Here is a 14,311-nt window from a genome sequence, read left to right as displayed (position 1 = left end):
TGTTGTCCACAGTCCGTGGCGCTACCTGTGCACAGTGTGCGGGAACAGCTGTGCCCCCTGTCACCGACCGGAGTTTCCCCAGGTCAGACAGGGGGCGAACAGGCTTACGGTTACCGGTGTGTCAGTCGTACCGGCGTCAACCCTCGATGAGTTATCCACAGATCGTCGTCTTTTCCCCAGGTGGGGTGTGGAAATTGGACCCTGGCTGTGGATAACTCAGCGAAAAGCCCTGGGCAGAGCCCTGAGAGGCCCTACTTCCACTGCGTGGAGACGCCGAACCCCGCGGCGATGAAGCCGAAGCCCACCACGATGTTCCAGTTGTCCAGTGAGTCGATCGGCAGCGTGCCGTCGGTCACATAGAAGAGGACGATCCAGGCCAGGCCGATGAGGAACATCGCCAGCATGACCGGTGCGACCCAGCCGCGGCTGTTCAGTTTGATGGCCGTCGCCTGCTTGGCGGGCGGCGGCGTGTAGTCGGCCTTCTTGCGGATACGTGACTTCGGCACGAGGGTCTCTCCTGTCGATGCGCTGCGTGGCCGCGCAGGTAACTGGGTCGGGCTCGGGGGCAGCGTACAAGGGGACACTTAGTGCTCCCCCGGGCGTCCGTTAGCGTAGTGCTTCCGCGGCGCCGAAGGAGATAAGGGTACGTTGAGCAATTCTGCCGACTCCCCCGGTACGGAATCCAGTCCCGCCGGTAACCGCCGTTTCCGCCCGGTCCGGGTGCTCACCGTGGGGGTCTTCGCTCTCGCCGGGCTGATTTTCTTCACGAGCTTCGACACGGCCAAGGGCACGAACATCCGCACGGACGCCTCCCTGCTGCGGCTCTCGGACCTCATCCAGGAGCGCAGCCACAAGAACGGCCGGCTCGACGAGTCCAACGCGGCCCTGCGCGGCGACGTCGAGGCGCTCGCCGAGCGCGACGACGGCAGCACCGAGGCCGAGGACGCCAAGCTGGCGGCGCTGGAGAAGGCCGCGGGCACCCAGAAACTCAAGGGCGAGGCCCTCACGGTCACGCTCAACGACGCCCCGCCGAACGCCACCGCGAAGCTCCCCGGCTACCCCGAGCCGCAGCCCGACTACCTGGTCATCCACCAGCAGGACCTCCAGGCCGTCGTGAACGCCCTGTGGCAGGGCGGCGCCAAGGGCATCAAGGTCATGGACCAGCGGCTGATCTCCACCAGCGCGGTCCGCTGCGTGGGCAACACCCTGATCCTCCAGGGACGCGTCTACTCACCCCCGTACAAGATCACCGCGGTGGGTGACCCGGAGAAGCTGCGGAACGCGCTCTCGGCGTCCAAGGCGATCCAGAACTACATGGTCTACGTCAACGTCTACGGGCTCGGCTGGCAGGTCGACGAGGACGGGACGGTGACTCTGCCCGGGTACTCGGGCACAGTGGATCTGCAGTACGCGAAGCCTGTGGAGTAGCCGGAACAGCCGGGTAGCTCACCACTGGGGGGCCTGTGTCGGGGCGCGTGATCATCAGGACGGTCAGTGAACTGTGCGTCACGGTGGGCACGGTGATCGTGCTCTTCGTCGTGTACGTGCTCTTCTGGACCGGGGTGAAGGCCGACGGCGAGATGGACGACCAGATCCATCGGCTGCGGGACGAGTGGTCGAAGGGCGCGGTCACGCAGGCGTCGCCCGAGCCGACGCCCACCCCCGCGAGCGGCGAGGCCCCGACCGGGCCGAAGCCCCCGGGGCCGTACTCCTCGGGCAAGCCCTTCGCGATCATGTACATCCCGCGCTTTGGTTTCACGTGGAACAAGCCCGTGCTCGAAGGTACGAGGACCAGCACTCTGAAGAAGGGCCTCGGCCACTACGCCACCACCGCGCGGCTCGGTCAGGAGGGCAACTTCTCGGTCGCCGGCCACCGGCGTACGTACGGCGATCCGTTCAAGGACTTTCCGGAGCTGCGGCGCGGGGACGCGGTCGTGCTTACGGACGGGACGACCTGGTTCACGTATCGGATCGACAAAGGGCCCTACAAAACCGTGCCCACGGACATTGAGGTGATCGATCCTGTGCCACGTAAGAGCGGGTACACGCGTTCGGGTCGTTACCTCACGCTGACCACGTGCGATCCGGAGTGGGGGCACAGCCACCGGCTGATCGTCTGGGCACACCTGGATTCCACACAGGCTGTGGAGGCCGGGAAACCTGCGGCGCTGCGCCGTTAATCTGGTGAGGTACGCGTGAGTCCGGTGCCGCGAGTCGGGTGCCGTGGGCGACGGAAGGGACGGCATGTACGGCTGGATCTGGCGGCATCTGCCGGGGAACGCGTGGGTGAAGGCGTTGCTCTCCCTCGTGCTGGCGCTGGCGGTGGTCTATGTGCTCTTCCAGTACGTCTTCCCGTGGGCCGAACCCCTGCTCCCCTTCAACGATGTGACGGTGAACGACCAGTGAGCGCCCGGATTCTCGTCGTCGACAACTACGACAGCTTCGTCTTCAACCTGGTCCAGTACCTCTACCAGCTGGGCGCCGAGTGCGAGGTGCTGCGCAACGACGAGGTGTCGACGGCGCACGCGCAGGACGGCTTCGACGGTGTGCTGCTGTCGCCGGGCCCTGGTACGCCCGAGGAGGCCGGGGTCTGCATCGAGATGGTGCGGCACTGTGCGGCCACCGGGGTGCCGGTGTTCGGGGTCTGCCTGGGGATGCAGTCGATGCAGGTGGCGTACGGCGGTGTGGTGGACCGGGCGCCCGAGCTGCTGCACGGCAAGACGTCCCTCGTGGAACACGAGGGCAAGGGCGTCTTCGCGGGCCTGCCCACGCCGTTCACTGCGACGCGCTACCACTCGCTCGCGGCGGAGCCGGAGACGGTCCCGGCCGAGCTGGAGGTCACGGCCCGTACGCACGACGGGATCATCATGGGTCTCAGGCACCGTGAACTGCCGGTCGAGGGGGTGCAGTTCCACCCCGAGTCGGTGCTGACGGAGCACGGTCACCTGATGCTGGCCAACTGGCTGGTGGAGTGCGGTGACCGCGGTGCCGTGGCGAGGTCGTCGGGGCTCGCCCCGGTGGTGGGCAGGGCCTCGGCGTGACCGCCGTGCGCCCCGAGCGCGAGTCCGGCTCCGCGTACGGAGAAACCGGCGACCAGGGACCCTCGTACGGGCAGCAGGAGCCGTACGGGGTGCCGGGCGCGTTCGAGGCGCCGGCGGAACGGCCGGCGGATCCGTTGAGCGACCCGTTGCCGGCGCCGCGGAGCGATCCGGCGCCGGGTACCGGGCGGCGCAGGCGCGGCCATGCGCGGCCGTACGACGCCTCGGCCGAGCAGGGCGCCGAACAGGGCGCGGCGGAGCACCGGGGGCCTGGGCCGGAGTCGGAGTACGAATCGCGGGGGTACGCGCAGGACTGGCAGGTGGGGGTGTACGAGGAGCAGGTGCCGTACGCGGCTCCTGCCCCGGCTCCTCGGGCGGCGAGGCGGGTGCCTCCTCAGGCCGCCCACCTCCAGGCCGCCCCCCGGACCGCCCCGCAGGCAGCCGCTCCCGTGTCCCCTGCCGTGCCCCCTCGCGCGGCCTCGCCGGTGGTGCCGCCGGTCGACGAGGAGACGGTGGCGCTGCGGCTGGCGGATCTGCCGCGAATACCCGACGAGGGCTCGGTGTCGGCGGGCTCGGCCGCCACAGGGGCCACAGGCGCCTCTGAGGGCCCTTCGGTGGCCGGTGGGCGGGCGGCACGCCGGAAGGCCGCCAAAGCCCGTCACGGGCGCCATGGAGGCCCTCTGGAGGCATCGGAGGGTCCGGGCGCCGAGGTGGCCGTGGTGGCTGCGGAGGGAGCGGCCCTTTCGCGGGTGGCGGCTCGGCAGGCGGCGCGGGCGCAGAAGCCGGGCATGGCCGTGATGGCGAGCCGGGCGATCGGCGAGGTGTTCATCACCACGGGCGTACTGATGCTGCTGTTCGTGACCTACCAGCTGTGGTGGACGAACGTGCGGGCGCACGCGCAGGCCGGGAACGAGACGACGAGCCTCCAGGACGACTGGGCGAGCGGGAAGCGGGCGCCGGGGGTGTTCGAGCCGGGGCAGGGGTTCGCCATCCTGGACATCCCGAAGCTGGACGTGGTGGTGCCGATCGCGGAGGGCACCAGCAAGAAGAAGGTGCTGGACCGGGGGATGGTCGGGCACTACGCGGAGGGCGGTCTCACGACGGCGATGCCGTCGGCGGCGACCGGCAACTTCGGGCTCGCGGGTCACCGCAACACGCACGGTGAGCCGTTCCGGTACATCAACCGGCTGAAGAAGGGCGACGCGATCGTCGTGGAGACGCAGGACAAGTACTACGTCTACAAGATGGAGGCGATCCTGCCGGTCACGTCACCGAGCAACACGAGCGTGCTGGACCCGATCCCCAAGGGCTCGGGTTTCACCGAGCCGGGCCGCTACATCACCCTCACGACGTGTACGCCGGAGTTCACGAGCAAGTACCGGATGATCGTGTGGGGCAAGATGGTCGAGGAACGGCCGCGCAGCAAGGGCAAGCCGGATGCGTTGCTGTAGTTGGTGGTGACGGTGACGACGGCGGGCTCGTGCAGTAGCAGTTAGGGCAGATGCAGAGTGGCAGCGACGACGGACCACGACGAGCAGACCGCGCAGGCGCCTGTCTCCCCGTCGCGGGCCCGCCCCGGGCGGGCGGTCGGCAAACTGGCCACCGCGGTGAGTGTTTTCGGCGAACTCCTCATCACGGCGGGCCTGGTGCTCGGCCTGTTCGTGGCGTACTCGCTCTGGTGGACGAACGTCGTCGCGGACCGCGAGGCGAACAAACAGGGCGACGAGGTACGCGACCACTGGGCCGACCCGGACACGGGTCCCGGCGCCCTGGACACCAAGGACGGCATCGGCTTCCTGCATGTCCCGGCCATGAAGAACGGCGAGGTCCTGGTCAAGAAGGGCACGTCGTCGAGCGTCCTGAACGACGGCGTGGCCGGCTACTACACGGACCCCATCAAGTCGGCGCTCCCGCAGTCGAAGACGGGCAACTTCACCCTGGCGGCCCATCGGGACGGCCACGGCGCCAAGTTCCACAACATCGACAAGCTGAAGGTGGGCGACCCGATCGTCTTCGAGACGAAGAACGAGTGGTACGTCTACAAGGTCTACGAGACCCTCCCCGAGACGTCGAAGTACAACGTCCAGGTGCTGTCGCCGATCCCGAAGGAGTCGGGGAAACGGAAGGCGGGCCGGTACATCACGCTGACGACCTGCACGCCGGTGTTCACGTCGGAGTACCGGTACATCGTGTGGGGGGAGCTGGTGCGGGTGGAGAAGGTGGACTCGGAGCGGACGGTGCCGGAGGAGTTGCGGTGACAGACCCCCTGCGAGGGGGTCTGTCGTTAGCATGGCGAAGGCCCGAAGCCGCAACTTTCTCTTGCGGCTTCGGGCCTTCGTCGTCAGCTCGTGACTACTCCAGTCGTGACTACTCCAGCACCTTCAGGGGTTCCCCGGCGCTCCACTCCTCCAGCACTCCGCGGTGTACGACGGTGATTCCGGCCTCGGCGGCGATGTTCAGGGCTTCCGGGGTGAAGGGGCAGGTCGCCACGTAGAGGGCGACATCGGCACTGTGGAGGACCTTCGCCGAGCCGATGAACTTCTGGACGTCGGGGCTGGTGATGCTGAGGTAGGGCGCGAACCTCTTGCACTGGACGACGAGGCTTCGCCCGTCGGCCGTGAACGCGATGATGTCCACGCCACGGTCTCCGTGACCGCCCTGTACGACGACGTTGGTGCAGCCGTCGCGGCGGAGCAGTTTGGCGATGTGGTGCTCGAACGTGCGGCCGTTCATGGCGTCCATGGTGGCCATGACTCCGATGGCGGGCCGGTCGTCCCTTGTTCCTTCGAGCCGCTGCAGGCGGGTGTGGTGCTGGTGGAGCCGTCGCTCGATGCGCTGGACTCCGGTCCGCAGGGCGATGAGTTCCCTGCGGTGTTCGCCCGAGGTTTCGATCAGGGCGTTGAACATGGGGACGACGGTCTTGCCGAGGACGTGGGTGATGCGTTGGTCGATGCGGTCGTCGAGGGAGGGGGTGTCCTGGGGGACAGGGTTGTCCACAGGCTGGGTGGTGCGTGCCAGGTACTCCATGTCCAGGAGGTAGGTGCGGACCTTGCGGGCCACTTCGCTGTCGCGGAGGAGCATGGCCGCGTTGAGAATCGCTCGGCGGGACCAAAGGGCCAGGCTGGAGCGGGGTTGTGGATGGCGCTCGGGATAGAGAGACAGGGTGTCTCCCTTAAACCGCGCGAGTTCTTCGCCGCGCAGGATCCGCAGGCCGTTCGTCGTGAGCTCGTCCCGGTGGCGTTGTGCCATCCGGTTGACGGCGCGCTCCGCGACCTCGAAGTACGCCGCGACCATCGCCGTTGTCACATGCATGCCGTCCGGCAGCAGTGACAGAGTCTTGACCTTGTCGAGTACGTCTGTGCGTTCCAGCACGCTGTCGCGCAGGGTCTTGGACTCCAGCAGTGCCGTTTCGTTGATCACGTTCCGTTGCTCCTCGAATCGTCGGATTTTCCGTACTGTCCAACGAGTCCAGGCATACGAAGTTCTGGTCGGATTTCGTACAGGGGTATGAGTGAGCCCCGGCGCCTGATGTCAGGTGCCGGGGCTCACTCAGATGACGAGCGGGTCAGCCGAAGAGGCCGTCGTTGTCGCCGTTGTCTCCGTCGTTGTTGCCGTTTCCGTTGCCGAAGCCGACGCTCTGGAGGGTGATCTGGGTGTTGCCCGGATCGTCGACCTCGTTGCCCTGGCCCGGGTTCTGGCCGGTGACGAACGCGTTGTCGCTCTGGTCGCTGCCGTTGGTGAACTGGATGTTCGTGAAGCCGGCTGCCTGGAGGGTCTGCTTTGCCTGGCCCACGGTCTGGCCGATGACGTTCGGGACCTGGGTCTTCTGCTGCTCGGCCTGCTTGCCGATCTGGATGGTGACCGTGGAGCCGGGGTCGGCCTGGGTGTTGGCCTGGGGCGAGGTCGCGATGACCTTGCCGACCTGGTTGCCGTCCTGGGTCTCGACCTCCGTGCACTCGCCGACGAGGTCGTTGTCCTGCATCTGCTGCTTGGCGGTGTCACAGTCCTGGCCGGTGACGTCCGGGACGGTCGACTTCTCCTCTTCCTTGGCGATGGTGAGGGTGATCGTCGATCCCTTCTCCACCTCCTTGCCGGAAGCCGGGTCCTGGTCCAGGACGCTGTCAGGTTCCTCCGAGGACTCCCGCGACTCCGTCTTGACGGTGAAGCCGTAGTCGTCGCCTTCCAGCTTCGTCCGTGCCTCGTCGAGGCTGAGGCCGATCACGCTCGGGACCGCCACCTTCGGCGCGCCGGTGGACACCACCAGCGTGATGGTGTCGCCCTTCTTCACGTCGACACCGGCATCCGGAGTCTGGTCGCAGATGTTGCCCTTGGGCTCGTCCTCGCAGGCCTTCTCCGTGAACGCCAGTTTGAGGTCGACGTTCACCGCCGCCTTTTCCGCGTCTTCCTTGGTCTGGCTGACGAAGTTGGGGTTCTTGATGGTGGAGTCGCCGGCGTTCTGCCCGTCGAAGACCCACCTGCCGATCAGGATCGCGCCCACCAGCACCAGCAGCCCGGCCACGACCAGCAGGATCGTCGAGGTGTTCGACTTCTTCTGCTGCTGGCGGCGTCGGGGGCCCCGGTCGTCGTAGCCGTAGCCGCCGTCGTCCGGGTTCATCGGGGGGAGCATGGTGGTCGCGCCGGCGTCGGAGCGCAGGGCGGTCGTGGCCTGGTCGTCGGGGTAGCCGTAGCCGCCGTAGCCGACCGAGCTCATGGCGTGCGCGGCGGCGACCGGCTGGCCGTCGAGGCAGGCCTCGATGTCGGCGCGCATCTCGTCGGCGGACTGGTAGCGGTAGTCCGGGTCCTTGACCAGGGCCTTGAGGACGATGGCGTCCATCTCGGGCGTGATCTCGGGGTCGAACACCGACGGGGGCTGCGGTTCCTCCCGTACGTGCTGGTAGGCCACCGCGACCGGGGAGTCCCCGATGAAGGGCGGACGTACCGTCAGGAGTTCGTAGAGGAGGCAGCCGGTCGAGTAGAGGTCCGACCGGGCGTCGACCTGTTCGCCCTTCGCCTGTTCCGGCGAGAGGTACTGGGCCGTTCCTATGACCGCGGAGGTCTGCGTCATCGTCATGCCGGAGTCGCCCATCGCGCGGGCGATGCCGAAGTCCATGACCTTGACCTGGCCGTTGCGCGTGAGCATCACGTTCGCGGGCTTGATGTCGCGGTGGACGATGCCGCTTCTGTGGGAGTACTCCAGGGCCTGGAGGATCCCGATGGTCATCTCCAGGGTCCGCTCGGGCAGCAGCTTGCGGCCCGAGTGGAGGAGTTCGCGCAGGGTCGAGCCGTCCACGTACTCCATGACGATGTACGGGATGGACGTCCCGTCGATGTAGTCCTCGCCGGTGTCGTACACGGCGACGATCGCGGGATGGTTGAGCGAGGCGGCCGACTGGGCCTCCCGGCGGAACCGGGCCTGGAAGGAAGGGTCGCGCGCGAGGTCGGCGCGCAACGTCTTCACTGCCACGGTGCGGCCGAGGCGGGTGTCATGTGCGAGGTAGACCTCCGCCATGCCACCACGACCGAGCACCTGGCCCAGCTCGTACCGGCCGCCGAGGCGACGCGGCTCTTCCATAGCTTCCTACCAGCCCTCTCCGTCGGTCCCGACCGCACCTGCTGTGTGGTCCGGCGGTGTGCCGTCCGGGCATACGGTACCCGGGTTCATTTGTGTGACCTGGCCAAGCCCGTCAGCCGATACCGGACCGGTATCGCAACGTGCACCGATGTGAAGGGGACGTGACGGGGCTCACTGCTTGCTCTTGATGACCGCCTCCATCACGCTCTTGGCGATGGGGGCGGCCAGACCGCCGCCGGAGATGTTGTCGCGGATGGCGCCCTCGTCCTCGACGACGACCGCGACGGCCACCGGTGAGCTGCCGTCGGCGAGCTTGGCGTACGAGATGAACCAGGCGTACGGCTTCTCGCTGTTGTCGACGCCGTGCTGGGCGGTGCCGGTCTTGCCGCCGACGGTGACGCCGCTGATCTGGCCCTTCTTGCCGGTGCCTTCCTTGACGACCGTCTCCATCATCGACTGGAGGATCTGGGCGTTCTTGGAGGACAGCGGCTGGCTCATCTCCTCGGGCTCGGTCTGTTCGAGCACGTCGAGGTTGGGGGCCTGGAGCTTGTCGACCATGTACGGCTTCATCAGCTTGCCGTCGTTGGCGATCGCGGCGGCGACCATGGCCATCTGCAGCGGGGTCGTCGCCGTCTCGAACTGGCCGATGGAGCTGAGGGCGGTCTGCGGCTCGTCCATCTTCTCGGGGAAGTTGGAGGCGGCGGAGCGGACCGGGACGAACTGCTCGGAGTTGAAGCCGAACTTCTTGGCCTCGGCGAGCATCTTGTCCTTGCCGAGGTCGGCGCCGATCTTGCCGAAGACGGTGTTGCAGGACCACTGCAGGGCGACGCGCATGGTCGCGTTCTTGCAGGGGATGGTCCCCTCGTTCTTCAGCTCGGTCGTGGTCGTCGGCAGCGTGTAGGGGAGCGGGGAGTCGGTCTTCTCGTCGGCGTCCGTGTAGAGGCCGTTCTCCAGGGCCGCCGCCGCCGTGACGACCTTGAAGGTCGAGCCGGGCGGGTAGATGTCGCGCAGGGCCCGGTTGAGCATCGGGTCGTTCGGGTCCTGGGCCTTCTGCAGCTTCTGCCAGGCTTCCGAGTCCTTGGTCGAGTTGCCCGCGAACACCGAGGGGTCGTACGAGGGGAAGGAGGCCAGCGCCAGGATCGCACCGGTGGAGGGGTCGATGGCGGCCACGGCGCCCTTGCCGCGCTCCTTGAGGCCGTCGTACGCGGCCTTCTGGGCGGCGGCGTTGAGGGTGGTGACGACGTTGCCGCCCTGCTTCTTCTTGCCCGTGATCATGTCGAGGGTGTTGCGGAAGAAGAGCCGGTCGTCGTTGCCGGTGAGGATGCCGTCGTCGATGGACTCCAGCTGTGTGGCGCCGAACGCCTGCGAGGCGTACCCGGTGACGGGGGCCCACATGGGGCCGTCCTTGTAGGTGCGCTTGTACTCGAAGTCGCTGCTGTCGGACGTGGTGGAGCCGGTGATGGCCTCGCCGTCGACGATGATGTTGCCGCGGGGGGTGGCGTAGCGCTCGATGGCGACGCGGCGGTTGTACTTGTCGTCCTTGAGTTCGTCGGCGCGGACGTACTGGAGCCAGTTGTCGCGGACGAGCAGGGCGAGGACGAGGAGTCCGCAGAAGAGCGCGATCCGGCGCAGGGGCTTGTTCACGGTCGGACCACCTGGGTCATCTCGGCGTCGGGGTTGGGCGCGGGGGCCGGGGCGGGTCGGCGGGCGGTGTCGCTGATTCTGAGGAGGATGCCGATGAGGGCCCAGTTGGCGATGACGGAGGAGCCGCCGTACGCCAGGAAGGGCATCGTCATGCCGGTGAGCGGGATGAGGCCCATGACGCCGCCGGCGACGACGAAGACCTGGAGGGCGAAGGCGCCGGAGAGGCCGATGGCGAGGAGCTTGCCGAAGGGGTCGCGGGCGGCGAGGGCGGTGCGGACGCCGCGTTCGACGACCAGGCCGTAGATGAGCAGGATCGCCATGACGCCGGCCAGGCCGAGTTCCTCGCCGAAGGTGGCGAGGATGAAGTCGGAGTTGGCGGCGAAGCCGATGAGGTCGGAGTTGCCCTGGCCGAGGCCGGTGCCGAGGGTGCCGCCGGAGCCGAAGGCCCACAGGGCCTGCATGGACTGCTCGGTGTGGCCGGCGATGCCCTTCTGGCTGAGCAGGTATTCGTTCATCGGGTCGAGCCAGGCCTCGACGCGCTGCTGGACGTGCGTCTCGAAGCTGGCGACGCCGACCGCGCCGGCCGCGGACATCAGCAGACCGAAGACGATCCAGCTGGTCCGCTCGGTGGCGACGTACAGCATGATGATGAACATTCCGAAGAACAGCAGCGACGTACCGAGGTCGGTCTCGAAGACGAGGATCAGGATCGAGATGATCCAGACGACGATGATCGGGCCGAGGTCGCGTCCGCGGGGCAGGTAGAGGCCCATGAAGCGGCGGCTGGCGAGGGCGAGGGCGTCGCGCTTCACCATGAGGTAGCCGGCGAAGAAGATGGCGAGGGCGATCTTGGCGAACTCACCGGGCTGGACGGTGCCGAGGCCGGGGATCTTGATCCAGATCTTGGCGCCGAAGATGTCGACACCCAGGCCGGGGACGAGCGGGAGGACCAGCAGGATCAGCGCGCCGGCCATGGAGATGTAGGTGTAGCGCTGCAGGATGCGGTGGTCCTTGAGGAAGACCAGTACGGCGACGAAGAGGGCCACGCCCAGTGCGGAGTACAGCAGTTGGCGGGGAGCGGCCTCGACGTAGATGGGGAGGCGCTGGAGCCGCTTGGACTGGTCGAGCCGCCAGATGACGACCAGGCCGACGCCGTTGAGCAGCGTGGCCAGGGGCAGCAGCAGGGGGTCCGCGTACGGGGCGAACTTGCGTACGACGAGGTGGCCGACGCCGGCGATCAGGCCGAGGCCGAGGCCGTAGGCGAGGAGCCCGGCCGGGACCTTGTCGTTGATGGCGAGGCCCACGTTGACGTAGGCGAACACCGGGATGATCACGGCGAACACCAGTAGTGCCAGTTCGGTGTTGCGTCGGCTGGGTGTGCCGATCGCGCCGATCGTGGACGTGTGGTGTGTCGGACTGTTGGTTGTACTGCTCATCGTATGAAGTGGCCCCTCACGGCTTGCCTACTGCTTACCGCACTGCGAGACCAGCTTCTGCTCTTCGTCGGAGAGGCTGGGGCCGGGTGTGGGAGTGGGTGCGGTTGTGGACGGGGACGCCGATCCGGACGGCGTCGGGCTCGGCGTCGCCTTGGACGCGGCGGCGGTACGGGTGGTTCCCGTGGTGCCTCCGGCCTCGCCTTCGCCGGTCTCGGCGTTGTTCGCGTTGTCGGCCGCGCGCCGGGCTTCCTGCTTCTTGCACGCGGAGGCCTGGGTGGCCAGTTCGGAGATCTTCGACTGGGCGTCCTTGAGGCCGCCCTCGGTGATCGTCGCCTCGACCTGCTTCTGCTGGTACGACGGCAGGTACTTGAGTTCGATCTCGGGGTGGTCCTTCTCGACCTTCGAGAGCGAGACCCAGGCGAGGTCCTGGCTGATGCCCCGGTACAGCGCGACGTGCTCGTCGTTGGCGCCGACGTAGTACTGGGTCTGGGTCCAGCGGTAGCCGCCGTAGAGGCCGCCGCCGATGACGGCGAGGGCGAGGGTGATGTAGAGGGTTCTCTTGAACCACTTGCGGCCTGCGCTGGGCTTGACGAAGTCGTCGTCGGTGTAGCCGCCGAAGCCGCCGGTCTGGATGTAGCCGGTGGTGTCGCCGGAGCCGGGCGGGCCGAACTCGCCGCCTCCGCCGCCGTGCGCGGGCCGCTGGCGGCCGAGCCCGGAGGCGCGTCCGGCGGGCGTCTGCATGGCGCCGCCGTCGTGCAGGTTGAGCTGGTTCTCGGCGACCGCGCCGACCACGACGGGTACGTCGGACAGCTGCCCGGCGAGGGTGTCGCCGGTGTCGAGGTCGAGGACGTCGGCGACGATCACCGTGATGTTGTCGGGGCCGCCGCCGCGCAGGGCCAGCTCGATGAGCTGCTGGACGGTCTCCTGGGGGCCCTGGTAGCTGGCGAGGGTGTCCTCCATGGTCTGGTGGGACACGACGCCGCTGAGGCCGTCGGAGCAGATCAGGTAGCGGTCGCCGGCGCGGACCTCGCGGATGGAGAGGTCGGGTTCGACGTGGTCGCCGCTGCCCAGCGCGCGCATCAGCAGGGAGCGCTGCGGGTGGGTGGTGGCCTCTTCCTCGGTGATGCGGCCCTCGTCGACGAGGCGCTGCACCCAGGTGTGGTCCTGGGTGATCTGGGTGAGGACGCCGTCGCGCAGGAGGTAGGCGCGCGAGTCGCCCACGTGTACGAGGCCGAGGCGCTGGCCGGTCCACAGGAGCGCGGTGAGGGTGGTCCCCATGCCTTCGAGCTGGGGGTCCTCCTCGACCATCATGCGGAGCTGGTCGTTGGCCCGCTGCACTGCGGTGCCGAGCGAGGTGAGGATGTCGGAGCCGGGGACGTCGTCGTCGAGGGCGACGATGGTGGAGATCACCTCGGAGGAGGCGACCTCGCCGGCCGCCTGGCCGCCCATGCCGTCGGCGATGGCGAGGAGGCGGGGACCGGCGTAGCCGGAGTCCTCGTTGCCCTCGCGGATCATGCCTTTGTGCGATCCGGCGGCGAAGCGCAGTGACAGACTCATGCGCACCTCGCCCGTCGGCTCCGGGTACATCCGCACGGTGCCCACCCTCCGGTCGGGAGCGCGCCGGGGCCGTGGATGACGGCCGCCACCGCGTGCTCGCTCCGCTCGCGCCTAATCATGATGTAGCACTACTTCCGCAACTCGATGACGGTCTTGCCGATGCGGATCGGGGCGCCGAGCGGAATCGGCGTGGGAGTCGTCAGTCGGGTCCGGTCGAGATAGGTGCCGTTGGTGGATCCGAGGTCCTCGACGATCCACTGGCCGTCGCGGTCCGGGTAGATCCTGGCATGCCTGCTGGACGCGTAGTCGTCGTCCAGGACGATGGTCGAGTCGTGCGCCCGGCCGAGCGTGACGGTCTGCCCCTGGAGGGCGACGGTGGTGCCCGTCAGGGTGCCCTCGGAGACGACCAGCTTGCTGGGGGCGCCCCGGCGCTGCCTGCCGCCGCCGGACGGCTGCTGCTGGCGCTGCGGTGGTGGCGCGGCGGCCTGCCGGGCGGCCTGCTGCTGCCGGCCGCTCTCCCGCCTCGACCCGCGCTGGGTGACGCGCGTACCGAACAGGTCGCTGCGGATGACCTGCACGGCCACGATCACGAACAGCCACAGTACGGCCAGGAAACCCAGCCGCATGACCGTGAGGGTCAGCTCTGACATTGCCCCCGCTTCACCCTTCGGCTTGCCGGTAAATGATGGTGGTGCTGCCCACGACGATCCGCGAGCCGTCGCGGAGCGTAGCGCGGGTGGTGTGCGTTCCGTCCACCACGATGCCGTTGGTGGACCCGAGATCCTGGATGGACGGGGGCGTTCCGGGACGGATCTCACAGTGCCGGCGTGAGACGCCGGGGTCGTCGATCCGCACGTCGGCCTCGGTACTGCGGCCGAGCACCAGGGTCGCGCGGGTGATCTGGTGGCGGGCGCCGTTGATCTCGACCCACGCGCGCGTGCGGCCCGCCGCCGCGGTCGGCCGCTGTCCCATGGGCGGGCCCGCGGGGGCCGCGCCGGGGCGTCCGCCGGGCGGCGGTGCGGCGGGCATGGGGGGCGGCGCCGCGGCGGGCGGGTAGCCGTAGC

At 68.3% G+C, this 14,311-nt stretch carries 14 protein-coding genes; 6 read left to right on the top strand and 8 right to left on the bottom strand.

All coding sequences use genetic code 11. The annotated features are described in order from the left end of the window. Nucleotides 1–251: 251 nt before the first annotated feature. Nucleotides 252–506 (bottom strand): cell division protein CrgA, encoded by a 255-nt coding sequence (crgA, locus tag CW359_RS13810; RefSeq protein ID WP_006383246.1) that lies wholly within the window; start codon nt 504–506, stop codon nt 252–254. A gap of 142 nt (nt 507–648) precedes the next feature. Between crgA and CW359_RS13805 the strand changes: the two genes are divergently transcribed. From CW359_RS13805 to CW359_RS13780, 6 genes are read left to right on the top strand one after another with little or no spacing between them, the layout of a single operon-like run. Then, nucleotides 649–1,428 (top strand): DUF881 domain-containing protein, encoded by a 780-nt coding sequence (locus CW359_RS13805; protein ID WP_105970219.1) that lies wholly within the window; start codon nt 649–651, stop codon nt 1,426–1,428. 35 nt (nt 1,429–1,463) lie between these two features. Next, entirely contained in the window at nt 1,464–2,180 is a 717-nt protein-coding gene (locus tag CW359_RS13800; protein WP_105970218.1) for a class E sortase, read from the top strand. A 43-nt stretch (nt 2,181–2,223) separates the two neighbouring features. After that, a complete protein-coding gene (locus CW359_RS13795; RefSeq protein ID WP_198539328.1) occupies nt 2,224–2,406 on the top strand; it encodes a hypothetical protein in 183 nt (60 codons plus the stop codon). After that, entirely contained in the window at nt 2,403–3,041 is a 639-nt protein-coding gene (locus tag CW359_RS13790; RefSeq protein WP_105970216.1) for an aminodeoxychorismate/anthranilate synthase component II, read from the top strand. Before CW359_RS13795 ends, CW359_RS13790 begins: the two co-directional genes overlap by 4 nt. Continuing rightward, entirely contained in the window at nt 3,038–4,489 is a 1,452-nt protein-coding gene (locus CW359_RS13785) for a class E sortase (protein ID WP_105970215.1), read from the top strand. The genes CW359_RS13790 and CW359_RS13785 overlap by 4 nt, the downstream gene beginning before the upstream one ends. 57 nt (nt 4,490–4,546) lie before the next feature. After that, nucleotides 4,547–5,296, top strand: coding sequence for a class E sortase (locus CW359_RS13780; RefSeq protein ID WP_105970214.1), 750 nt, complete (start codon nt 4,547–4,549; stop codon nt 5,294–5,296). 109 nt (nt 5,297–5,405) lie between these two features. On the opposite strand, the gene CW359_RS13775 is transcribed toward CW359_RS13780, so the two are convergent. The 7 genes from CW359_RS13775 to CW359_RS13740 form a co-directional block, all read right to left on the bottom strand. Next, entirely contained in the window at nt 5,406–6,458 is a 1,053-nt protein-coding gene (locus tag CW359_RS13775) for a restriction endonuclease (RefSeq protein ID WP_105970213.1), read from the bottom strand. 145 nt (nt 6,459–6,603) lie between these two features. Next, nucleotides 6,604–8,610: a Stk1 family PASTA domain-containing Ser/Thr kinase gene (pknB, locus tag CW359_RS13770; RefSeq protein WP_105970212.1), complete on the bottom strand. Its 2,007-nt coding sequence runs from the start codon at nt 8,608–8,610 to the stop codon at nt 6,604–6,606. 171 nt (nt 8,611–8,781) lie between these two features. Next, nucleotides 8,782–10,254 carry a peptidoglycan D,D-transpeptidase FtsI family protein gene (locus CW359_RS13760; protein ID WP_105970211.1) on the bottom strand — a complete coding sequence of 491 codons (1,473 nt, stop codon included), beginning with the start codon at nt 10,252–10,254 and terminating at the stop codon, nt 8,782–8,784. Further along, nucleotides 10,251–11,690, bottom strand: coding sequence for an FtsW/RodA/SpoVE family cell cycle protein (locus CW359_RS13755; protein ID WP_105970210.1), 1,440 nt, complete (start codon nt 11,688–11,690; stop codon nt 10,251–10,253). The genes CW359_RS13760 and CW359_RS13755 overlap by 4 nt, the downstream gene beginning before the upstream one ends. Before the next feature lie 27 nt (nt 11,691–11,717). After that, complete coding sequence (locus CW359_RS13750; protein WP_198655220.1) at nt 11,718–13,277, bottom strand: Stp1/IreP family PP2C-type Ser/Thr phosphatase; 1,560 nt, start codon at nt 13,275–13,277, stop codon at nt 11,718–11,720. Between the two features lie 98 nt (nt 13,278–13,375). After that, a complete protein-coding gene (locus tag CW359_RS13745) occupies nt 13,376–13,897 on the bottom strand; it encodes an FHA domain-containing protein FhaB/FipA (protein ID WP_105970208.1) in 522 nt (173 codons plus the stop codon). 10 nt (nt 13,898–13,907) lie between these two features. After that, nucleotides 13,908–14,311, bottom strand: a 404-nt coding sequence (locus CW359_RS13740) for an FHA domain-containing protein (protein WP_157968534.1), incomplete at its 5' end; no start/stop codon positions are given.

This window comes from Streptomyces geranii, from assembly GCF_002954775.1.
Taxonomy (GTDB): Bacteria; Actinomycetota; Actinomycetes; order Streptomycetales; family Streptomycetaceae; genus Streptomyces; species Streptomyces geranii.
This window is presented reverse-complemented; position numbering and strand designations above follow the sequence as displayed.

What these genes read in the sequence shown, in the direction of transcription:
- pknB (WP_105970212.1), bottom strand. Translation starts at nt 8,610, where the DNA reads ATGGAAGAGCCGCGTCGCCTCGGCGGCCGGTACGAGCTGGGCCAGGTG.
- CW359_RS13755 (WP_105970210.1), bottom strand. Translation starts at nt 11,690, where the DNA reads ATGAGCAGTACAACCAACAGTCCGACACACCACACGTCCACGATCGGC.
- CW359_RS13750 (WP_198655220.1), bottom strand. Translation starts at nt 13,277, where the DNA reads ATGTACCCGGAGCCGACGGGCGAGGTGCGCATGAGTCTGTCACTGCGC.
- CW359_RS13745 (WP_105970208.1), bottom strand. Translation starts at nt 13,897, where the DNA reads ATGTCAGAGCTGACCCTCACGGTCATGCGGCTGGGTTTCCTGGCCGTA.